Annotated in this window: 17 protein-coding genes; 3 read left to right on the forward strand and 14 right to left on the reverse strand. The window is 32.7% G+C overall.

From position 1 onward, the window contains the following. Nucleotides 1–67: 67 nt before the first annotated feature. From ACFWUA_RS02290 to ACFWUA_RS02335, 10 genes are all read right to left on the reverse strand, one after another. Nucleotides 68–1,297, reverse strand: coding sequence for an SLC45 family MFS transporter (locus ACFWUA_RS02290; RefSeq protein ID WP_416198554.1), 1,230 nt, complete (start codon nt 1,295–1,297; stop codon nt 68–70). Nucleotides 1,298–1,399: 102 nt separating this feature from the next. Continuing rightward, on the reverse strand, nt 1,400–1,717 hold the full coding sequence (locus tag ACFWUA_RS02295; RefSeq protein WP_072742544.1) for a YerC/YecD family TrpR-related protein: 318 nt from the start codon (nt 1,715–1,717) through the stop codon (nt 1,400–1,402). A 174-nt stretch (nt 1,718–1,891) separates the two neighbouring features. Further along, complete coding sequence (locus ACFWUA_RS02300) at nt 1,892–3,562, reverse strand: formate--tetrahydrofolate ligase (protein ID WP_416198555.1); 1,671 nt, start codon at nt 3,560–3,562, stop codon at nt 1,892–1,894. 277 nt (nt 3,563–3,839) lie between these two features. Then, nucleotides 3,840–5,093 carry a phosphoribosylamine--glycine ligase gene (purD, locus tag ACFWUA_RS02305; protein WP_416198556.1) on the reverse strand — a complete coding sequence of 418 codons (1,254 nt, stop codon included), beginning with the start codon at nt 5,091–5,093 and terminating at the stop codon, nt 3,840–3,842. Between the two features lie 26 nt (nt 5,094–5,119). Then, nucleotides 5,120–6,652, reverse strand: a complete 1,533-nt coding sequence (gene purH, locus ACFWUA_RS02310) for a bifunctional phosphoribosylaminoimidazolecarboxamide formyltransferase/IMP cyclohydrolase (RefSeq protein WP_416198557.1) — start codon at nt 6,650–6,652, stop codon at nt 5,120–5,122. Between the two features lie 4 nt (nt 6,653–6,656). Further along, nucleotides 6,657–7,283: a phosphoribosylglycinamide formyltransferase gene (gene purN, locus ACFWUA_RS02315; RefSeq protein ID WP_416198558.1), complete on the reverse strand. Its 627-nt coding sequence runs from the start codon at nt 7,281–7,283 to the stop codon at nt 6,657–6,659. Continuing rightward, nucleotides 7,271–8,305, reverse strand: coding sequence for a phosphoribosylformylglycinamidine cyclo-ligase (gene purM / locus ACFWUA_RS02320; RefSeq protein WP_416198559.1), 1,035 nt, complete (start codon nt 8,303–8,305; stop codon nt 7,271–7,273). Before purM ends, purN begins: the two co-directional genes overlap by 13 nt. Nucleotides 8,306–8,324: 19 nt before the next feature. Further along, entirely contained in the window at nt 8,325–9,671 is a 1,347-nt protein-coding gene (gene purF, locus ACFWUA_RS02325) for an amidophosphoribosyltransferase (protein WP_416198560.1), read from the reverse strand. A gap of 3 nt (nt 9,672–9,674) precedes the next feature. Then, nucleotides 9,675–10,157, reverse strand: a complete 483-nt coding sequence (gene purE / locus ACFWUA_RS02330) for a 5-(carboxyamino)imidazole ribonucleotide mutase (RefSeq protein WP_416198561.1) — start codon at nt 10,155–10,157, stop codon at nt 9,675–9,677. A 62-nt stretch (nt 10,158–10,219) separates the two neighbouring features. Further along, the gene (locus tag ACFWUA_RS02335; protein WP_416198562.1) at nt 10,220–13,957 is read right to left on the reverse strand and encodes a phosphoribosylformylglycinamidine synthase; all 3,738 of its coding nucleotides are present in this window, start codon (nt 13,955–13,957) and stop codon (nt 10,220–10,222) included. A 374-nt stretch (nt 13,958–14,331) separates the two neighbouring features. Between ACFWUA_RS02335 and ACFWUA_RS02340 the strand changes: the two genes are divergently transcribed. Together ACFWUA_RS02340 and ACFWUA_RS02345 are read left to right on the forward strand one after the other, a co-directional pair. Then, complete coding sequence (locus ACFWUA_RS02340) at nt 14,332–14,847, forward strand: hypothetical protein (protein WP_416198563.1); 516 nt, start codon at nt 14,332–14,334, stop codon at nt 14,845–14,847. An 83-nt stretch (nt 14,848–14,930) separates the two neighbouring features. Continuing rightward, entirely contained in the window at nt 14,931–16,538 is a 1,608-nt protein-coding gene (locus tag ACFWUA_RS02345; RefSeq protein WP_416198564.1) for a carbon starvation protein A, read from the forward strand. A gap of 49 nt (nt 16,539–16,587) precedes the next feature. On the opposite strand, the gene ACFWUA_RS02350 is transcribed toward ACFWUA_RS02345, so the two are convergent. Both ACFWUA_RS02350 and ACFWUA_RS02355 read right to left on the reverse strand, forming a co-directional pair. After that, on the reverse strand, nt 16,588–17,160 hold the full coding sequence (locus ACFWUA_RS02350) for a GNAT family N-acetyltransferase (protein ID WP_416198565.1): 573 nt from the start codon (nt 17,158–17,160) through the stop codon (nt 16,588–16,590). A 256-nt stretch (nt 17,161–17,416) separates the two neighbouring features. Further along, nucleotides 17,417–18,313, reverse strand: coding sequence for a radical SAM protein (locus ACFWUA_RS02355; RefSeq protein ID WP_416198566.1), 897 nt, complete (start codon nt 18,311–18,313; stop codon nt 17,417–17,419). Nucleotides 18,314–18,493: 180 nt separating this feature from the next. Here ACFWUA_RS02355 and ACFWUA_RS02360 point away from each other — a divergent pair, with 180 nt between their 5' ends. Next, a complete protein-coding gene (locus ACFWUA_RS02360) occupies nt 18,494–19,534 on the forward strand; it encodes a hypothetical protein (RefSeq protein WP_416198567.1) in 1,041 nt (346 codons plus the stop codon). 60 nt (nt 19,535–19,594) lie between these two features. On the opposite strand, the gene ACFWUA_RS02365 is transcribed toward ACFWUA_RS02360, so the two are convergent. Together ACFWUA_RS02365 and ACFWUA_RS02370 are read right to left on the reverse strand one after the other, a co-directional pair. After that, nucleotides 19,595–21,379: an ABC transporter ATP-binding protein gene (locus ACFWUA_RS02365; protein WP_416198568.1), complete on the reverse strand. Its 1,785-nt coding sequence runs from the start codon at nt 21,377–21,379 to the stop codon at nt 19,595–19,597. Continuing rightward, nucleotides 21,348–23,168 carry an ABC transporter ATP-binding protein gene (locus tag ACFWUA_RS02370; RefSeq protein WP_416198569.1) on the reverse strand — a complete coding sequence of 607 codons (1,821 nt, stop codon included), beginning with the start codon at nt 23,166–23,168 and terminating at the stop codon, nt 21,348–21,350. Before ACFWUA_RS02370 ends, ACFWUA_RS02365 begins: the two co-directional genes overlap by 32 nt. Between the last annotated feature and the right edge of the window lie 2 nt (nt 23,169–23,170).

The raw sequence follows: 23,170 nt of genomic DNA on the forward strand, positions 1-23,170 counted from the left end.
CATTTATTTTATTGATATATTTATTATATCATCTTTGTGCTTTGATGTAAATATATTGGGAAATTTTCTATATATTTTCTTCCATACATTTTAAATCTTCTTCTGTATAATCTTTTTTTGTGAAATCTCCATGCTTGACAAACAACATACATAAAAGTGCTGCTGAAAAGGCAATACATGAATAGATAAATAACGGCTTATAGCTATGAACCATATCTCTTATCCAACCAAATAATATTGGGCTTACAATTGCAGCACAAGATGAAAAAAAGTAATAATACCCCGTATAAGTCCCAACTCCACCTCTTGGGGCCATTTCTACTACCATTGGATAAGAATTTATATTTATAAGAGCCCAGAACATTCCTCCAATGATTAAGAGAACTACCATAGCAGAAACATTTTTTACAAATATCAACAAAGTAAATACTGCTAAAGCCCCTACAATACCCAACAATATGGTCTTCTTTCTTCCCAATTTAGTCCCGACAAAACCAGCAGGTATAGCAAAAATCAAAAAAGAAAGGGAAAATGAAGTTAAAATCATAGAAGCTTTTCCTGGATCTATTCCCAATTCATATTGACCATATAGCGAAAAAAAAGTTTCTACAGCATTAAAACCTGTAAACCAGAAAAATATTGCAAACAATATGAAAAGTAAACTTTTGCTTTTAGCTATATCCTTTTCTTTGCTTTTAACTTTTTCTTTTTCTTCCACCATTTTAGGCTCTTTTATAAAAACATATAATAATATAAGTGCCATTGTCATTATTATGGAAGACATATAGAAAGGATAAGCAGTTCCTTTTTTATATAGAAAACCCCCCAATCCATAAGCTATAACAGCAGCCAAACCTCCCATGAAATTTATGACTCCATTGGCTTTACTTCTGAGATGACTAGGTGTTACATCGGGCATAAGTGCTACAGTTGGAGCTCTAAATATACTCATTGAAAAATTCATAAGTATCACAAAAGTCATGAGCATAAATAAACTATTGGCACTGGGTATAAGAGAGCAAAAAATTGCTGCTAAAGGGACTCCAATCAATAAATATGGCATCCTTCTACCAAATCTAGTATTAGTCTTGTCACTTAATGCTCCAAAAATTGGTTGAAATATTACTGCAAACAAATTGTCTATAGTCATTACAGCTCCTATAAGAGTAGTACTTTTGATATAGTTTTCCAGCATTATAGGTACAAAAGAGTTATAAACTGGCCATACAATACTTACCGAAAAAAAACCTAATCCCAAAACAAACGTTTTCCTATAGTCTAATTTTTCTTGACCCACTTAACTCATCCTTTCTATATAATGATTATGAATTATATCTAATTATTCTACATATTTTTCAATAATCCTTTATTAAAAAAATTTCTCCTAAAGGAGAAATTTTCATATTTCATCATCTTCTTTTTTGGGATATCCTAGCCTATCTAGTACTAAATTGTATCCATCTGCTCCATAATTAAGAGCTCGACTGATTCTACTTATAGTAGCTGTACTAGCTCCAGTTTTAGCTTCAATTTCATTGTAGGTCTTGTTCATTCTAAGCATCTTGGCTACTTCAAGTCTTTGGGCAATAGATTGTATTTCTTTTACAGTGCATATATCTTCAAAAAAGCGATAACATTCTTCTAAGTTTTCAAGTTTAAGTATTGCTTCAAAAAAAGAATCTATCTGTTCATCTTTTATTTTAGAGTTGTAACTCATAAGCACACCTCCTTTATTACTTTACTCTATTCTACTTTAACTTGGAAAACCCTTCTAAAAAACAAAATTTTAACACTTTATTAACAAAATCTTCAACTTTTTTATGAACCGTAAAATACAAATGTATAAAAAATCTAGGACATTTTATCCTAGATTTTTTATACATCATTTTATTTAGAACAAGCCAACGATTTCTCCATTTGGCAGAATATCCATATTGTTTGCTGCTGGTACTTTTGGAAGCCCTGGCATTGTCATTATATCTCCTGTAAGAGCTACTAAAAATCCTGCTCCAGCAGATATTCGAATTTGCCTTACTTCTATTTCAAATCCTTTTGGCCTTCCAATAAGTTTAGGATCGTCTGACAATGAATACTGAGTTTTAGCCATACATATAGGCATCTTATCTAATCCCAATTTTTCAATTTGTTTTATATCCTTTATGCATTTTTGAGTGAATTCTACTCCATCAGCTCCATATATTTCTTTTGCAATTGTCTCTATTTTTTCTTTTATAGTCAAATTCACATCATATAGTGGTGCAAATTGGGAAGGTTTGCTTTCAACAACTTCAACTACTTTTCTAGCCAATTCTTCTCCACCTAAACCACCCTTTGCCCAAACTTGCGTTAGAACTGCTTCTGCTCCCAATTCTCTACATCTATTGATTACGTATTCAACTTCAGCTTCTGTATCTGTTGGGAATTCATTTATAGCAACTACTGCAGGTACTCCATATTTTTGAACATTTTCTATATGTTTTTCTAGATTTTCAAAACCCTTTTTAAGAGCTTCTAAATTTTCTATATTTAATTCTTCCTTTGGTACTCCACCATGATTTTTAAGAGCTCTAACTGTAGCCACTATAACTGCTGCATCTGGTTTTAACCCTGCAAATCTACATTTAATATCAAAGAATTTTTCTGCTCCCAAGTCAGCACCAAATCCTGCTTCCGTCACTGTATACTCAGCTAATTTCAAAGCCATTTTTGTTGCCAATACACTATTGCAACCATGAGCAATATTGGCAAAAGGCCCTCCATGAATAAACACAGGAGTATTTTCCAAAGTTTGTACCAAATTTGGCTTTATAGCATCTTTAAGTAATAAGGCCAATGGGCCTGCTGCATTTAAATCCCTTGCATATACTGGTTCTCCACCATAATTATAAGCTACTATAATATTGCCTATTCTTTCTTTTAAATCTTGTAGATCGTTGGATAAACAAAGAATAGCCATGATTTCTGATGCTACAGTTATATCAAAACCATCTTCCCTTGGAACTCCATTTGGTTTTCCACCAAGACCAATAACTATATTCCTAAGGGCTCTATCATTCATGTCCATAACTCTTTTCCAAGTAATACGTCTTGGATCAATATTTAATTGATTTCCTTGATGAATATGATTGTCTATAAGAGTTGAAAGCAAATTGTTAGCTGTAGTTATAGCATGAATATCTCCAGTAAAATGAAGATTTATATCTTCCATAGGTACTACTTGTGCATATCCTCCACCTGCAGCCCCACCCTTAACTCCAAAACATGGTCCAAGTGAAGGTTCTCTAAGAGCTGAAATAGCGGTTTTACCTATTTTGTTAAGCCCCATACTCAATCCAATATTTACAGTAGTCTTTCCCTCTCCAGCTGGAGTTGGATTTATAGCTGTAACCAATATAAGCTTTCCATTTGGCTTGTTTTCCATTCTCTTCAATACATCAAGGGAAACTTTAGCTTTATATTTTCCATACAATTCCAAATCGTCTTCTTCTAGCCCTACTTTTTTAGCTACTTCTACAATAGGTGCCATTTTAGCTTCTTGTGCAATTTGAACATCAGTTTTCATTTTTTCCCTCCTTGTTTTTCCCACCCTTTTATTCCATAAGATGAGTTTTAAATATTTTTTATATTCTTAATCTTTCCAGTTCCAAATAGTATTCCAAGGAATTTAATAAATATTCAAGTTTGACTGGCCCAGACAGTTTACTTTCTAGCAACCAATCAATCCATCTCTTTTAGGGAAACTTGGTCTACAATAGTTTCAATGACTCCTTTTCTTCTGCCTTCACTAAAATTTGGAACTGCTAAAACATATTGTATTGTACAATATACTATAAAACTTTTCAAATATCTGCTATATCATTTCTATATTTCATTCCTTGGAAGTAGATTTTCCCTATTCCATTATAAACCTTTTTTCTTGCCTTTTCAAAATTTTCTCCAAGAGCTGTAACAGAAAGAACTCTGCCTCCATCTGTTAAAAGTTTCCCATTTACTATTTTAGTTCCATTTTGGAAAAGAATCAACTCTTTATCTAAATTTTCTACTCCAGAAATTTCTTTGCCTTTTTCATATTCTTTTGGATATCCTTCAGATGTAGCTACCACTGTTACACAACATTTATCTGACCATTTTAAATCTTCTTTTCTAATAGTCCCATCTATAGTTTTCTCGAATATATCTACTATATCACTTTCAAGTCTAGGAAGTACTACTTCCGTTTCAGGATCTCCAAATCGCACATTAAATTCCAATACTTTTGGCCCTTTTTCTGTAAGCATAAGTCCTATAAATAAAATTCCTTTATAATCAATACCTTCTTGTTCTAATCCGATTTTTATATTTTGAAGAATAGTTCTATCTATTTCTTTAAGAATATCGTTAGTCAAGGCTGGATTTGGCGAAAAACATCCTACTCCTCCTGTATTGGGGCCTAAATCCCCATCATATATCTTTTTATAGTCTCTGGCACTTTCCAAAGGAATGATTTTCCCACAAGACACAAGACAAAGCAAAGAAGCCTCTATACCTGTTAAAAACTCTTCTATAATAATATTTTCTCCAGCAGAGCCAAATACTTTATCTTTCATCATATCTTCTATAGCCTTTTCAGCTTCTTCTTCTGATTGACATATAACTACTCCCTTTCCCAAGCAAAGACCATCAGCTTTTACGACCAAGGGATACGAAAATTTCTCAAGACCCTTTAGTGCTTCCTCTGGATTTTTAAAGCTACTATATTTTCCCGTAGGAATATGATATTTTTCCATAAACTCCTTTGAATATATTTTACTTCCTTCAAGAATTGCCCCTTCCCTTTTAGGCCCAAATATTCTTAAACCCTCTTCTTCAAATCTATCAACAATTCCAGATACCAATGGATCCTCTGGACCTACAACAGTCAAGTCTATGCTGTTGGTCTTCGCAAAACTCAAAAGAAGTTCTATATCTTTAGGATTTATATTTACATTTTCCGCTATACTACTAGTTCCACCATTCCCTGGAGCACAATATATTTTACTCACTCTTTTACTTTGAGCTAATTTATAGCACAAAGCATGCTCCCTTCCTCCACTGCCTATAACTAATACTTTCAAATATATCCCTTCTTTCTCATAAATTTTTAGTGTTTGAAATGTCTTATATGAGTAAATACCATGGCAATTCCAGCTTCATCTGCTGCCTGTATAGATTCTTCATCTCTAATAGAACCTCCAGGCTGAATAACTGCAGTGACTCCTGCTTTTGAAAGTGAGTCTATAGAATCTCTAAAGGGGAAAAATCCATCCGATGCAATAACGCTTCCCCTTACCTTTTCCATGCCATGTTCTATAGCCTGTTCAACAGCCCATATTCTATTTACCTGACCCATGCCAATACCTATAGTTCCACAATCTTTAGCTAATACCACTGAATTGGATTTAGTATTTTTCACCGCTTTCCAAGCAAAAAGCAAATCCTTCATTTCTTCTTGGGTCGGTTTCCTTTTAGTTACAAATTCCAATTCATCTTGAAGAAGTACATTATCTCTTTCCTGAATCAATATGCCTCCCAATACCTTTTTTACATCCCAAGATTTGTAATCATTTTTCATAATATCATCTATTTTAAGTATTCTTATATTTTTCTTGGAAGAAAGTATTTCTAATGCTTTTTCCGTATAAGAAGGAGCTATGACTATTTCTATGAATATTTCATTTATAAGTGTTGCTACTCTTTGATCTATTTCTCTATTGGCTGCTATTATGCCTCCAAATATAGATACTTTGTCACATTCATAAGCCTTCTTATAAGCTTCATAAATATCTTTTCCACTTCCAATGCCACAAGGATTTGTATGTTTAACTGCTACCACCGTTGGTTCATCATATTCCTTAAGTATTTCCAATGCTCCATTTGCATCATTTATATTGTTGAAAGACAATTCTTTGCCATGAAGTTTTATAGCTCCAGCAATAGTCCCTTGAATATTGCCAACTTCTTTATAAAAAGCTGCCTTTTGATGAGGATTTTCTCCATATCTCAACTCTTCTTTTGCCTCAAAAGTCATACTAAGCTTTTCTGGAAACTCTACATTATCTATTTCATTGAAATAATTTGAAATAAGACTGTCATAATGACTTGTATATTCAAATACTTTTCTTGCTAAATATCTCCTTGTTTCCAATGTAGTTTCTCCATTAGCCTCTAATTCATTGAGAACTTTTTCATAATCCAAAGGGTCTACAACTACTGTCACATATTTATAATTTTTAGCTGCTGCTCTAATCATAGAAGGCCCACCAATATCTATATTTTCTATTATCTCTTCATGACTAGCCCCTTCTTTATTCACCGTTTCCTTGAAAGGATATAGATTGTTAACTACTAAATCTATAGGACTTATGTGAAGTTTGCCAAGAGTAGCTAAATGCTCATCATTATCTCTTATATGAAGTATTCCACCATGAATATTAGGATGAAGAGTTTTTACTCTGCCATCAAAAGCTTCAGGAAATCCTGTTATATCCTGAATATCTATTACATTTATTCCTTCACTTTCAAGAACCTTTTTAGTTCCTCCAGTAGAGATTATCTCCCAACCTAGAGAAACTAATTTCTTTGAAAATTCTACAATACCGCATTTATCCCATACACTAATTAAAGCCCTTTTCACAATATCACCTCATTATGATTACTTTTCTTCCATCTAATGAAATTTTCCCATCGCAAAAGTATTTTACTGCTTCAGGAAGTATTTCATGTTCTACCTTCAAAACTCTTGCCTTTAGGGACTCTACTGTATCATCATCCTTTACTTCTACTGCCTTTTGAAGTATTATAGGTCCTGTATCTGTACCTTCATCTACAAAATGAACTGTAGCCCCAGAAACTTTCACTCCATACTTAAGAACTTCCTCATGAACTTTTTCTCCATAATATCCCTTTCCACAAAAACTAGGTATTAAAGATGGATGTATATTTATGATTCTTCCCTTGTATTCTGTGACAAATTTCTTTGAAAGCACTTTTAAATATCCTGCTAGTATTACCAATTCTATATCTCTATTTTTTAATTCTTCAATTATAGCATCATTGTACTCTTCTTCTGTAGAATATTTTTTCTTATCTATCCAAATAGCCTCTATGCCCTCTCTTTCCGCCCTTACAAGTCCATAAGCATCACTTTTATTGGAAATAACTAAAGATATCTCTCCATTTATATATCCACTTTTCACTTTATCTATAATACATTGAAGATTAGTTCCACCACCTGATATTAAAACCCCTATTTTTACTGGTTGCATAAAATTATTTTCTCCTCTTTTCTTTGAACTTCTCCAAGGAATACTCCTTTTTCACCTTTTTCATTTAAAAAACTCATGACAGCATCAGCTTCAGTACTGTCTACAGCAAATACCATTCCTATGCCCATATTAAATGTAGCATACATTTCATCTCTCTCGATTTTCCCACACTTTTCTATCAAACTAAATATATAAGGAGTTTCTATAACCTTAGTATTCACAACAGCTGTAAGTCCTTCTGGCAACATTCTAGGTATGTTTTCATAAAATCCCCCACCAGTTATATGGCTTATTCCCTTTATATTAAATTTTTTTATCAATTCATACATTGGATGCGTATATATTCTAGTGGGCTTTAGTAGTTCTTCTCCTAATGTAGACTGAAATTCACTAAAATATTTATCAAGGCTTATCTTTTCTTTTTCAAAAAATACTTTTCTCACCAAAGAATAACCATTGCTGTGAACACCACTAGAAGGTAGTCCAATGAGTACATCTCCCTCTTTTATTTTAGAGCCATCTATTATATCTTTTTTATCTACTATTCCCACTCCAAATCCTGCAATATCATATTCTCCATCAGCATAAAACCCTGGCATCTCTGCAGTTTCTCCACCAATTAATGCACATCCTGCCTTTATGCAGCCATTAGCTACACCTTCTACAATACTTGCCATTTTCTCTGGAATTAATTTTCCTGTAGCTATGTAGTCAAGGAAAAATAATGGCTTTGCTCCTTGACACAATACATCATTTACACACATAGCCACACAATCTTCTCCTATAGTATTGTGCTTATCCATCATGAATGCAATCTTTAACTTTGTCCCAACTCCATCAGTTCCAGATACAAGAATTGGCTCATTGTATTCTAAAGTATTTAGAGCAAACATTCCTCCAAAACCACCTATATCTGACACAACACCTTCTGTATAAGTATTCTTTATGAACTGCTTTATCATACTGACTTCCTTATATCCTGCTTCTTTATCCACTCCAGAATCTTTATATGTCAATTTCATAGTTTTACTCCCCTCCTATTTAATTCTTGTTTATATCCATAGGATATACTCCATTTAAACATCCAGTACAATATACTCCTTCTTCTCCCGTTCCTTTTATGAGATCTTTAAGTGAAAGATATTCAAGGGAATCTGCTCCTATACTTTCTTTTATCTCTTCAATAGACTTTTCCACAGCTATTAAATTCTTCTTTGTAGTATCCAATCCAAAATAGCAAGGATACATTACAGGTGGAGATGCAATTCTTAAATGAACTTCTTTAGCTCCTGCACTTTTAAGCATTCCCACTATTCTTCTCATAGTAGTTCCCCTAACTATTGAATCGTCCACAAGAACTACTCTTTTTCCTTCCACATTTTCCTTCAATACATTTAGCTTCAATCTAACTCCTTGTTCTCTAAGTTCTTGAGTAGGTTCTATAAAAGTTCTTCCTATATACTTATTTTTTATAAGACCTTCTGCATAAGGTATTCCTGATTGTTCTGCATAACCAATAGCCGCAACTGTTCCTGAATCTGGTGCAGAAATGACTATGTCCGCCTCTGCTGAACTAGCCTTGGCAAGAAGTTTCCCCGCTTCTCTTCTTGCAAGATATACACTGACTCCATCAATTTTGCTATCAGGCCTTGCAAGATATATAAATTCAAATATGCAAAACTTTTTATCACATATTTTTTCACTCTTTATACTTTTTATTTTCCCATCTTTTATGACTACCATTTCTCCAGGTTCTACATCCCTGAAAAATTCTGCCCCTATAGTATCTAATGCACAGGTTTCTGAACTCAATATATAGTCATCTCCAAGCTTCCCTATGCAAAGAGGCCCCATTCCATAAGGATCTCTCACTCCAATGAGCCTATCTGTAGTCATAAGTATCATAGTATAAGAACCTTTTATACTCTTTAGTGCATTTACAATAGCCATTTCTATATCATCTTTGTGAAATCTTGCTATCAAATTTGCCACAACTTCTGCATCTGTATCTGTAGCAAATATAGTTCCCTCATCTTCTAACTTTTCTCTTATTTCCTTTGAATTGATTATCTTTCCACTACTCGAAATAGCTAGAGCCCCTTTTTTGTATCCTACTACCAAAGGCTCTGCATTTATACTATTAGACTCTCCATTGGTTCCATACTTTACATGGGCTATTCCAATATTGCCACGGAGTCTATTTATGATTTCTTCAGAAAAAACTTCATGAGCCAATCCTAAATCCTTATGATAATCTATAAAACCATTGTTGTTTACTGCCATTCCTGAACTTTCCTGTCCTCTATGTTGTAGAGCATATAATCCATAATAAAGCATCTTTGAAATATCCCTATTTTCTGTATCATATATCCCTATTATTCCGCACATTTTTTATCTCCTTCTCACCTTTTCATCCATTTTTTCAACTTCTTCAGATATTTCCTCTTTGTATTCCTTAAGCTTTTCTCTTAAATTTTCATATTTTATAGACAACATTTGAACAGCCAATATTCCTGCATTTTCTCCTCCATTTATAGCTACTGTAGCAACAGGAACTCCTTTTGGCATCTGCACTGTAGAAAGAAGAGAATCTAATCCATCCATAGTAGAGGACTTCACAGGAAGACCTATAACAGGCAATGTAGTCACTCCTGCAATGATTCCTGCCAAATGAGCAGCCTTTCCTGCCACTGCAATGATGACTTCTATACCCTTTTCCTCAGCAGAACTAGCAAAATCCATAGCCGTAAACGGAGTTCTATGAGCCGATATAACTCTAACTTCATATTCAACCTGAAACTTCTCTAAAATATCAATAGTTTTATCCACTACTTCCTTATCTGATATACTTCCCATAACAATAGCAACCTTCATAAATAACCCTCCTATGTTGGCTAAAGCCCAAATTATAAATTTTCGTCTAAGTCCGAAAGGACTTAGATGAAATACCCAATTCCTGCTTCAAATATCTTCTGGTCTTTTTCTCCTGGTATGTTTTTGCAAATATTTTCTCCTATTCTTTCTGAATGCCCCATTTTCCCTAATACTCTTCCATCAGGACTAGTAATTCCTTCTATCGCTTCTACTGAGCCATTAGGATTCACTCCTACATATTGAGTAGCTATTTGTCCATTTTCTATGAGAATAGACAATTGTTTTTCATCTGCCACAAATCTTCCTTCCCCATGGGAAACAGGTATAGTATGAATATCTCCTACTTTAACATTGTTAAACCAAGGTGATAAATTTGAAACAACTCTTGTATTGACCATAGTAGAAACATGGCTTCCTATTTTATTGAAAGTAAGAGTTGGAGAATTTTCTTCTATATCCCTTATTTCACCATAAGGCAGAAGACCAAGCTTGATGAGAGCCTGAAATCCATTGCATATTCCAAGCATAAGTCCATCTCTGTTTTTTAGAAGATTCATCACCGCTTCACTTATATATGGATTTCTAAATACTGTAGCTATAAACTTTCCTGAACCATCTGGTTCATCTCCTGCACTAAATCCCCCTGGAATAGCTATTATTTGAGATTCATTTATAAGCCTTGTCATTTCACCAATAGAATAATCAATATCTTCGCTACTTAAATTTCTAAATACAAAAGTTTCTACCACTCCTCCAGCCCTTTCAAAAGCATTCTTTGTATCCCATTCACAATTTGTCCCCGGAAATACTGGTATAAATACTCTGGGCTTTCCAATACTCACTTTCTTATGGATTTTGTTTCCTTTCTTGTATTCTATACATTTTACATTTTCCTTTGTTTCTTCTGTAAAAGGAAATACATCTTTAAGAGGTTCTTCCCACTTTTCAATCAGTTCATTTAATTGTATTCTCTCTTTAAGAACTTCTATATATTCACCATCTACAGTAGTACCAAGTATTTCATAATTTATTCCACTCAACAATGCATCTACATTTTCATTCTCATCTATTTCAATTAGAATAGAGCCATGCTTTGGAGTGAAAAGTTCATTTAAAACTATTTTCTCATTGAAAACAAATCCAATCTTATTTCCAAAAGCCATCTCACTTACACATCTAGCTATACCACCATATTTAATAGTATTGGCTGAAAGTATCTTGTTTTTTTCTATCAATTCATTTATTCTAGTATAATTTCTATCCAATTCTTCAAAATCTGGCATACCCTTTTCATCTATTGCAATTGGCACAAGCACTACAGAACTTCCACTTTTCTTAAAATCTGGTGATATAATCTTGCTTGCCTTTCCTACATTTACAGCAAAGCTTATAAGAGTTGGAGGAACATTTAGTTCTTTAAAAGTTCCTGACATACTGTCTTTTCCACCAATACTAGGTATGGACAATTTCTTTTGAACTAAATAAGCACCTAATAGTGCACTAAAAGGTTTCCCCCATTTTTTCTCATCTTCACCTAGCTTTTCAAAATATTCTTGGAATGTAAGTCTTGTCTTTTTATAATCCCCACCCAAAACCACAACTTTTCCTATAGAATCAATAACAGCATACATTCCTCCATGGAAAGGACTCCATTTTGAAATTTTAGGCTCAAAACCATAAGTCATTATAGAGCAAGTATCTGTCTGTCCACTATAAACAGGAATTTTTCCTACCATACCATCTACAGGTGTAAGTTTATATTTGCCTCCAAAAGGCATAAGAACCGTTCCAGCTCCTATAGTATTGTCGAATTTTTCCACCAATCCTCTTTGACTACAAGTATTTAAATTCATCATATTCGAAATAAAAGCTTCTTTTATATTATCTAAATTTTTTTCCACATTCTTTGGAATAGTTTGAAAATAATTCGAATCCTTTGGCTCTTCTACAAATACCTTTGTCTTTTTTCTAACTCCATTGGTATCTAAAAATTCTCTACTTATATCTACTATATTCTTCCCTCTCCACTTCATAGTAAGTCTACCATCATCTGTGACTTCTGCTACAACTGTTACTTCAACATTTTCAGCTTTTGCATATTCTTTAAACTTCTCTAAATCATTTTTATCTATGACAACTGCCATTCTCTCCTGAGATTCAGAAATAGCAATTTCTGTTCCATCCAATCCCTCATACTTTTTAGGTACCTTATCTAAATCTATATCTAATCCATCAGAAAGCTCTCCAATAGCTACAGAAACCCCTCCAGCACCAAAATCATTACATCTTTTAATCATTTTCTTTACATTTTCATCTCTAAAAAGTCTTTGAATCTTTCTCTCTATTGGAGGATTTCCCTTTTGAACTTCAGAGCCACAAGTATATATAGATTCCTCATCATGTTCTTTAGATGAACCTACTGCTCCACCTAGTCCATCTCTTCCAGTTCTTCCACCTACCAACAAAACCAAATCTCCTGACTTTGGAGTCTCTCTTATGACGCTTTTCTTTGGACTAGCTCCAATGACTGCTCCAACTTCCATTCTCTTTGCAATGTAATTTTCATCATATATTTCCCTTACATATCCTGTTGGAATTCCTATTTGATTTCCATAAGAACTATATCCCTTCATGGCCCCTATAGTTATTTTCCTTTGAGGTAATTTCCCGGGAATTGTATTTTCGATTTTTTCTCTTGGATCTCCACTACCTGTGATTCTCATGGCCTGGTATACATAAGCTCTTCCAGAAAGGGGATCTCTTATAGCTCCTCCAAGACAAGTTGCTGCTCCACCAAAAGGCTCTATTTCCGTTGGATGATTGTGAGTTTCATTTTTAAACATCAAAAGCCATTTTTCATTTTTCCCATCTACATCCACATCTATTTCAATACTACAAGCATTTATTTCTTCTGATTCTTCCAAATCATCAAGAAGTCCTTTTTTCAAGAGCTCCTTTTTCTCTATAGTTCCCATATCCATTAGACAAACAGGTTTTTCCTTATCTCCATATACATAATTTCTAGATTTTAAATACTCCTTAAAAGCCTCTTCAAATATTTCTCTATAGAACCCATCTTCAAATCTTACTTCCTCAACGCTAGTCATAAAAGTTGTATGTCTACAATGATCCGACCAATAAGTATCTATTACTTTTAATTCTGTAATACTAGGATCTCTCTTTTCCTCAAGTTTAAAATACTCTTGACAATATTTTAAATCTTCAACATCCATAGCAAATCCTATTTTTTCTCTTAAAGCTTCAATTTCTTCAGCACTTTTTTCTATAAATCCATCTACTATTTCTACATCCCAAGGTTCATCCCACTTAGTGTCTAGTGTAATCATATCCAAAGGAACTTCCCTAGATTCCACAGGATTTATATAATAATTCTTAATTTTTTCTAATTCTTCTTTATTTATATTTCCTTCTAAAACTACTATCTTTGAAGTAGTAACTTTGTAATTTTTCTTTCCTGTGAGTATTTCCAAACATTGAATTGCCGAATCTGCTCTTTGATCATATTGGCCTGGCAAATATTCTACCCTAAAAAAATAATCACCTTCATTTATAGGAAATATATCTTCATAGACCATATCTACATTAGGCTCTGAAAAAATAGTATTTACTGCCCTTTCAAAGTCTTCCTTAAGTATATTCCCTATTTGATAGTGATTTAAAATTCTAACTTTTTTAAGTCCAAATATATTAAGATTTTCTCTCAAATCCCTTAAAAGTTGTTTTGCTTCCACATTATATCCTTCTTTTTTCTCCACGAACAATTTTTTTATATTCTCCACAGTAGCCCCTCCTCTATACGAATTTGAATTATCTATAAATATAATATCAATATTGTTTATAATAGTCAATGAATAATTTAAATATTGTTTTTTAATGTTCAGTATGTATTGAACATTTATGAACTTTCGTTTGCATATATTTTGTATGATATGAATGTTCATTTTTTATAAAAAATTTTTTAGCCTATATTTTATGCTTTCACTTTCACATTTTTAATATAAGTGTCATTTTTTTATCTTATTGGATATAAAGAGTCATTTATACAAAAGTATGTCTCATTTGATAAAGTTGACATTTTTTTCTGTAGTGATATTATATTGTTAAAGATATATATTACTTTTTTGTCATTATTCTTAAGATAAGGAGACCACATATGAACAGTCAAGAATACATTTATAATCTTAAAAATTCGTGGAAAGAATATTTTGATATATTTGAAGATTATAATATGCATGGGGAAAACCTTTCCATATATGCAAAGTCATTTGTTAGAAACGAAAGATATATTGCCAGTAAAAAATCTGTAATAGATGCTTATGAAAATCATGAACACTGTATCGTAAAATCTAAAGATGAAATAGCAAATGCAAATGATATTATAAATTTTGCAAACTTTCTAAAATCTCTCTCCGAAAAAATCGTCACACCTGATGATGAACACATGTCTACAATTATAAATGGAATTTACATATGTAATAAGGGCTTTAGTGATGAAGCCATTAAAATAGGCAAAAAGTTCAAATGTCATAAGACTTTTGCCTTCGGACTTAAAGGTTTTTGTGATATTCGACTTTTTCTCATAGATTTAACGGAGAATAAACTTTATACAAATAAAGATGGAAAAGCAATGAAATCCTTTTATCAGTCAATTTTAGAAAAAAGCAAATAACTATATTTTCTATATGAAAATGTAGTTAAGTATATATAGAAAGGAGGGTAGTTTTATAACAAAATAACAAGGGGGAAATTTAAATGAACGCTGTATGGTTAGTCATTATAGGAATTGTTTTATTTTATATCGCTTACAAGACCTATGGAAGTTATTTGGCAAACCAATGGGGAGTAAGTGATAAGTCTGAAACTCCTGCTCATACAAAAGAAGATGGAATAGACTACGTTCCAACTAAAGCTCCAGTACTACTAGGACATCACTTTTCATCCATAGCTGGTGCAGGACCAATAGTAGGACCTGTCCAAGCTGCAATATTTGGATGGGCACCTGTTATGCTTTGGATTTTGTTAGGTGGTATATTCTTTGGAGGAGTACATGATTTTGGTTCCATATTTGCCTCCATAAGACATGGTGGAAAATCTATAGGTGAAATAATAGGAGCAAATATGGGCAAAAAAGGTAAGCGATTGTTTTCAATTTTTGCTTGGTTGACACTACTACTCATCATTGCTGCATTTACAAATATCACAGCTAATACTTTCGTAAGTGTTCCTTCTGCAGCTACTTCATCATTATTATTCATAGTACTAGCTATATTGTTTGGATTCTTTGTATACAGAAAAAATGTTCCACTAGGAATCAGTACAGTAATCGGCGTTATATTGTTGTTCTTATGTATATGGCTAGGAATGGTATTCCCACTTGTACTTTCAAAAGAAGCTTGGATTTTCATACTACTTGCATATGTTTTCGTTGCAAGTGTAGTTCCTGTATGGATATTGTTGCAACCTAGAGATTATCTAAGTTCATTTTTGCTATATGCATTGATTATAGGAGCAATCATTGGAATTTTCGTTACACATCCTAGTTTGCAATTAGCGCCATTTGTTGGATTTAATGTAGACAATACTCCAATATTTCCTATGTTGTTTGTAACTGTAGCTTGTGGAGCAATATCTGGTTTCCACTCTCTAGTTGGTTCTGGAACCACTTCAAAACAGTTAAATAAAGAAAGCGATGCAAAACTTATTGGGTATGGCGGAATGCTTATAGAATGTGTTGTAGCAATAGTAGCAATCATTACTGCAGGATATATAAGTCACGGCGAATTGTCAAATCTCCTTGGAGATGGCGGACCTGTAAATGTATTTTCTCATGGTGTAGGGAATTTTATGGCAAGTTTTGGTATACCAATTGCAACTGGAACAAGCTTTGCTGCATTGGCAGTTTCAGCTTTTGCTATGACAAGCTTAGATACTTCTACTAGATTGGGAAGATTTGTATTTCAGGAATTCTTTGAAGACTTCCAAAAAGAAAACACAAAATCTCCACTTACAAACCGTTATGTTGCTACATTGATAACAGTTGTACTCTCCGGAATTCTAGCCTTCAAAGGATGGGATGCTATATGGCCATTGTTTGGTTCAGCTAATCAATTGCTATCAGCTTTAGCTTTGATGGCTCTTGCTGTTTGGATGAGTAACTTAGGCAAAAACAACAAGATGTTCACTATACCTATGGTATTTATGTTTGCTGTAACATTAAGTGCATTGGTTCTACTAATAAAAGATAATATTGCAAGCGGACAAATAGTATTAGTTGTATTTGGCATACTATTATTTATATTGGCAGTAATACTTCTAGTAGAAGCTATAAAGAATCTATCTAAAAAGAAAGCAAATGCATAGATAAAAAAAGTGAGTCGTTTGACTCACTTTTTTCATACCTCTTCCTTCTTTATTTCTGCAATTTCTTATCTATTATATTATTGATATAAATTGATGTATATTCTGTATCTAAAATGTCCATAAAAATTTCGTCATAGGCTTTTCCAGCTACAAATTTTGCTTCACGAATTCTACCTGCCTCTTTGAATCCCACTTTTTTATAGCATTTTATAGCTTGATTGTTGAATGAATATACCCTCAAAAAAATATTATGCAAATTCAGTATATTAAAGCCAAAGTCTAACATAAGTTTTAAGACTTCCTGACCATAACCTTTGCCCCAATAATCTTTGTTGCCAATAAATAATCCTACTTCTCCTACTCTATTTAAGTGATCTAACTCTGGAAATCCACAATTCCCAATAAGCTCATCTTTTTCTATATCTACAATAGCAAAATTATATCCACTAGTAGAAATTCTTTCTAAAATTGACTTTTCAGTTTCAAGTCCAATGAGTTGAGATGCAAATATAAGCCCTCCAGCTACTTCCATGTCATTGACCCATTCAGTATATTTTTCATAATCCTCCACATTTATTGGAGATAAGTAGCATCTTTGCCCTATGATTTTTTTAAAATACATACTGATCACCTCTGCATATAATAATATTTATATATAAAAAACCTGCGGAATCACTTTTTAAATAGTGACTCCGCAGGTTTAATTTTAATCTGCGTGTAGGAAATTTCTATGTACAAGAAACTTTCCCTGTACCGCTTAAGCACAGCTCCACTTCAAGCATGCCCTAGATACACTCACTTTATAATTGTAGAATATGTTAACACATTATATAAAAATTGTCAATGCTCAAATCGAAAATTTCATATCTCACTATATCTTATAAATCAAAAATACTAATCTGTTGAGGTGAATTTTTCTGTTCAAATGTATTAAGGTAGCTAAAAACAACATTTGGATCGTATAGTATTCCTTTTTGCTTACATCTTCTATAAAATAGCTCCATCAATTCTTGATTATTTTTGCTCCTAACATCGTACATATTTCCATAAGATTGTATATACCGTTCTTTTAATCCAGGAAATTTCTCATCTAAAGCTCTGTAAAAATATTCTCTATTTCCATTGCGCAATGTCAGCCCCATACCAAAACAGATGATGCCCTTTACCCCAGCCTCCTCGCAATAATCTAAAATTCCGTTTATATTTTCCGCTGTATCATTTATAAAGGGTAAAATTGGAGATATCCAAACTACTGTAGGAATTCCATTGTCCTTCATTACTTTTAATACTTCAAACCGCTCCTTTGTAGTAGAGACATTTGGCTCTATTAATCGGCATAAATCCTCATCAAATGTGGTCAGTGTCATTTGTACAACACATTTAGTCTTTTCATTAATATGCTTTAAAATATCTAAATCCCTAAGTATTCTATTAGATTTGGTCTGTATGGCTAATCCGAAGTTATATTTCTCAATAAGTTGTAGACACTGCCTAGTGTGTTGTAATTGCATTTCCAATGGAATATATGGATCAGTCATAGCACCTGTACCAATCATGCACTTTTCCCGTTTTCGTTTTAAAGCATCCTCCAACAACTCTATGGCATTTCTCTTGACCTCTATATCTTCAAAATCGTGCTGCATTTGATAACATCTACTTCGTGAATCACAATAAATGCATCCGTGGGAGCAACCGCGATACAAATTCATCCCATTTTTACTAGATAAAATGCCTTTAACTTCTACCATATGCATCTTTGTCACCTTTACTTTCATAGTATTTGCTAAACATTTACATAAGTAATCCCAAATCAATATTATATCAAATTAATCCAATCGAAAGCTATAGACCCCAATATAAAATCTGAAAATTCTCTATATTCTTTGATTTTTATTAGACGAAGTGATAGTATATTAGTATATACTTAAATATTTTTATAAAAAGGGGGATTTGATATGAAAAGAAAACTAGCAGCAATACTAATGGCAAGCATGTTGCTATCAGTATTCTCAATGGGGGCTTTTGCAGAGGGGGCTGCAAAGTTGCCTAAAGCATCTTTTGATGAAAAAGTTACATTAAATGATGCAGGAGAAATTATGCCTATTCGTAGAATCGTCTTAAATCTTGAAGATGAGGATGGGCCTTATACCATTACCAGAGTTAGACTTAGAGACATGGCTTTTGCATTAAAAGACACAGAAGCTAAATTTAATGTTGATTTTGATGCAAAGGAAAAGGCTATTATTATTACAACTGGAGCCACATATGAACAAAATGAACTTGATAAAAGAAAAATTGATTTAACAAACGCTAATATTAAGCCTTCATCACACAAAGTATTAGTAGATGGAAAAGAAGTTGATTTAGGTGCCTTTAATATTGACGGAGAAACATATTGCTCAATCTCTTCCTTAAATAAAGCATTAGGGAAAAAATTCTATATTAGAAATATCTACGAAACTGGAGATACTCTTATAAGTTTCGAGAAAAACGATATAGAAGAATTTAACAAAGAAGCCTTTGACGCAAAAGTAAAAGAAAAGAAAATCACATTGGTTTTTGCTGGCGCTCCATGGTGCCCATGGACTATATTCAATCTTGAAGGATTGATTCCTTTCCAAGAGTACATTGACAATAACGGAATAGATGCACAAATTATAGCAATGGTACATGATCATCAAAATTATTATAAATCAGATATTCTAAGAAATTATCAGAAAAAATCACCTAATCCAGAAAAAGAATTAACTGATTATCCATTCTACACAGTAGGTATGACAAAAGAAGCTTGGGACCATATCAGTGAAATTGCTGAAACAGAATTGAAATACCTTCCATCAATTTTCTTTATGAACGATGAAGGAAAACTCGTTAAATATATACAAGGTGGAGATCTTGGAGACGAAGAAGAAGAGGAAGATGAGGAAGAGCCTATTCCTTACGATTATATTGAAATTTATAAGGAAATCATGAAAGAATTAGAAAAAGCGAAATAAAAAAAGCTTCCATTTGAAGCATTTTGCGACAGCGAGAACCGTCCCCGCTGTCGCATTTTTCTATATAGTTTGCAGTTGATAATTTTTAGCTTGGGTTGTAAATAATTCACTATAAAGATTGTTTTGTTTCATCAAATTGGTATGACTATCAAAAGCTTTTATCTCTCCATCTTGCAACAACAATATTTTGTCACAAAAAACTGAAGAACTCATCCTATGAGATATAAAAATAGCGGTTCGCCCTCGCACTAATCGATGGAAGTCCTCATAAATTTCACTTTCTGCCAACGGATCCAAAGCAGCAGTTGGTTCATCTAATATAACAAGCTCACCTTGTTTTATAACTGATCTTGCAATTGCAAGTTTTTGACGTTGCCCTCCAGAAAAATCCGTGCCATCTTCATGTATATGTTTATCCAAATAAGTATCCAACCCTTTTGGCAATTCACAAATAGCATTTTTGATATTGGTTTCCTCTAATACCTGCCAAATTTCTTCATCGGACACATCGGTTCTTCCTGCTACTATATTTTCTTTTATAGTAAATGGGAACAGCTTGTAATCTTGGAATACAACCGCAAGTATTTTCATATACTCACCATAATCATACTCTTCTATGTTTCTGCCATTATAAAGTATCTCCCCTTCATTAGGTCGATAAAAACGGCAAATTAATTTTACAATGGTACTTTTCCCTGCATTGTTTAATCCAACAATTGATATTTTCTCACCCTTATGAATACTAAAACTAATACGATTTAAAATCTTTTTTTCACTTTTTGGATAAGAAAAGGATACATTGTGAAATTCCAATGTTTCAAAACTTTCAGGTACAATCTCACCATGATTTTCTTCACTTTCAGGCAAAGCCATAAATTGAGCAAAAGGCTCTAAATAATTTAGAGATTCAATAAACTTAAAATAGCTTTCAACCGCAGACATAAATGTAGTAGAAAATTGCTGACTAGCTCCTACCAAAAGTGTAAATTCTCCTAATGTGATTTTATGTCCAAACTGCGTAGAAAGTACACAAATTGCTCCATAGGCAAAAGTAACAAATTGTGTTAAGTGATTTATTAAACTTTGGATTGACAGTATGTTTGCAAGTTTAATATAAAGTTTATCAGACCATCCCATAGATTCCATATTTAAATCTGTAATTTTATCTACCATCATATCACTCATATTATAGATTCTAAAATCATTTTGCTGACAACCATTCAAACACTGCCCAACATAATAATTATATTTACGATTTATAGGAATAACCTGTTGTACTGATTTTTGAGTTTCAATAACTATACGATAGCTAAATACTAAACTAAGTGTTGATAATGCAAAAATAATCAACAAAAATAAATAATTAAATTGAATGATAATTCCACTAATTCCAATGAGAGTAAATACTGCGGTTAAAAATTTAATCATTGAATTTACAATAACTTCCAATGCACCATATGACTGGACAGCAAAAGTAGCTCGTTCCTTTAAATCCAACATATCTGGATCTTCCAAATAACTATAATCAATAGCAGTTATTTTTTTTGCAAATCTTTTCATAGTCCTCTGATTTAGGATTCCTTTTTGATAATTTTGTTTGACCATAATCCATTTATTTGCTTCTAATAATACATATTTTGATACTCCTATGACTAATAGCATTTTCAAGAGATGGGAAATAGTCACCTTCTCCATAACTGCATCAATAAGCAATTTGGGAATCATTATGGTCAATAAAGTATTTAGTGTACTTGCAATAGCACCAATAAACAACCATAAATATATGGAAGGCATGATTTCTTTTATAGTTTTATTAAATACTTTCAGCACTTGCCTGTTTTTCACTTTCCTCCACCTCCTGATAATACTTTCCTTGAGTTTTAAACATATGAGCATAAAGTCCATCATAATTCAACAATTCATCATGAGTTCCTTCTTCTAACACTTTTCCGCTATCTAATAATAGTATTCGATCACAAAAAAGAGTACTTGCTAGCCTATGAGAAATAAATAATGAGGTTTTTCCTTGCATAATTTGATCAAATTCACGATAAATCTTTTCTTCGGCAAGTGCATCCAATGCTGCTGTAGGTTCATCCATAATCATCATTTGTGTTCCTTTCCTATAAAGCGCCCTTGCAATCATAAGTTTTTGATTTTCTCCACCTGACAAAACAGCACCATCTTCATCAATAATCTTTAATAGCATTTGATCTATTCCCTTTTCGTACTGGCTAATTTTATCCCAAAGTCCAACTTGTTTCAAAACCATTTTTGCTCTTTTTTCATCAATATCACTAGAACTAGCAGCTATATTTTCCTTAATTGTCACTGCCAATGGTTCAACATCTTGAAAAACCACTCCAAACAATTCATGTAAATCCTCAATACTAAACTGCGTATAATCAATTCCATCAATAAGAATTCTGCCTGAAGTCGGACGATAAAGGCCAGTAAGCAATTTCACAATTGTGGTTTTCCCAGCTCCATTAACACCTACTAGTGCAAGCTTCTCTGAAGGTTCAATTCTAAAGGATAAATCTTCAAAAACATATTTTTTAGAATTCGGATATTTAAAAGAAACATGTTCAAACTCTACCGATATTGGTGTACTAGGTGCATAGCTTTTATCTGATTCTTCCGTAATAAGATTCATATCCAAAAAACCAATCGCATCTTTACAATAGGCAAATTCTTTATGTATATTTGCAAAATCCTCTGTAATCTCATTCATCATAAGTGAAAATATACTGGTTGCAGTTAAATACATAACGAATTTTGAAACTTGAAATGTCAACATACCATTGGTCGTTAATATATAGTAAACAAATAGATCGGCAAATACCAATCCCAAAATGGATAATAATGAAAATCTTCTTTCGATTAAAAACAAATCTCTATATATATCTTCTAGGTTTTGGATTTCATTTTCATAGCTTTGTAAAAAACGATCTTGAAAATTATAAATTCGAATATCTTTTCCATAACTAAAATCTGTAGTTAGACGTCCATAACCAAAATTTCTTCTTTCTGCTTGATTTAATTCTTCTTTCCTTTGGTAATGTGCATCTGATACTTTCGTCAATGTCCAAAATGTAATCAATACAGATAAAACAATCACTACTACAATCCAAAAATTAATTTGAGCTAGAACAATAGCAAGTAAAATTGCTCCAAATAATTTAGCACCCAATAGATAGACTGTATGATAAATGCCTTCAATTCCATTGTTGTTACTTGAAACAGCAATAAAACAAGACTCCATTTCATCTGCAAATTCTGTATTTTCATAATACTTCAAATCCATAGTCATTGTCTTATGCATCAATTCCTTCAAAAAATTCATTCGAATCAAGTTAATTTTATTATAATTTCGCCTTTCAGTCTGTGTTTTAATAACTTCTAAACAAAAACCAGCCAAAGATACGAGGGCGATAATTTTTATCACTTCTCTAATTTCCACATTGCTTTTTAAAATTCTACTCGTAATCCATTCCATAGAAAAAACAGATAATGCAGGAATCAAACCGCCTGATATTCCATATAAAATCATACTCCACCAAATCTCTTTGGTGATAGGTTCAATCATCCGTTGGATGGTTTTTTTCTTAGATGCAGCTTGAATATATTTCATTT

This window comes from Sporanaerobacter sp., from assembly GCF_047830725.1.
GTDB lineage: Bacteria > Bacillota > Clostridia > Tissierellales > Sporanaerobacteraceae > Sporanaerobacter.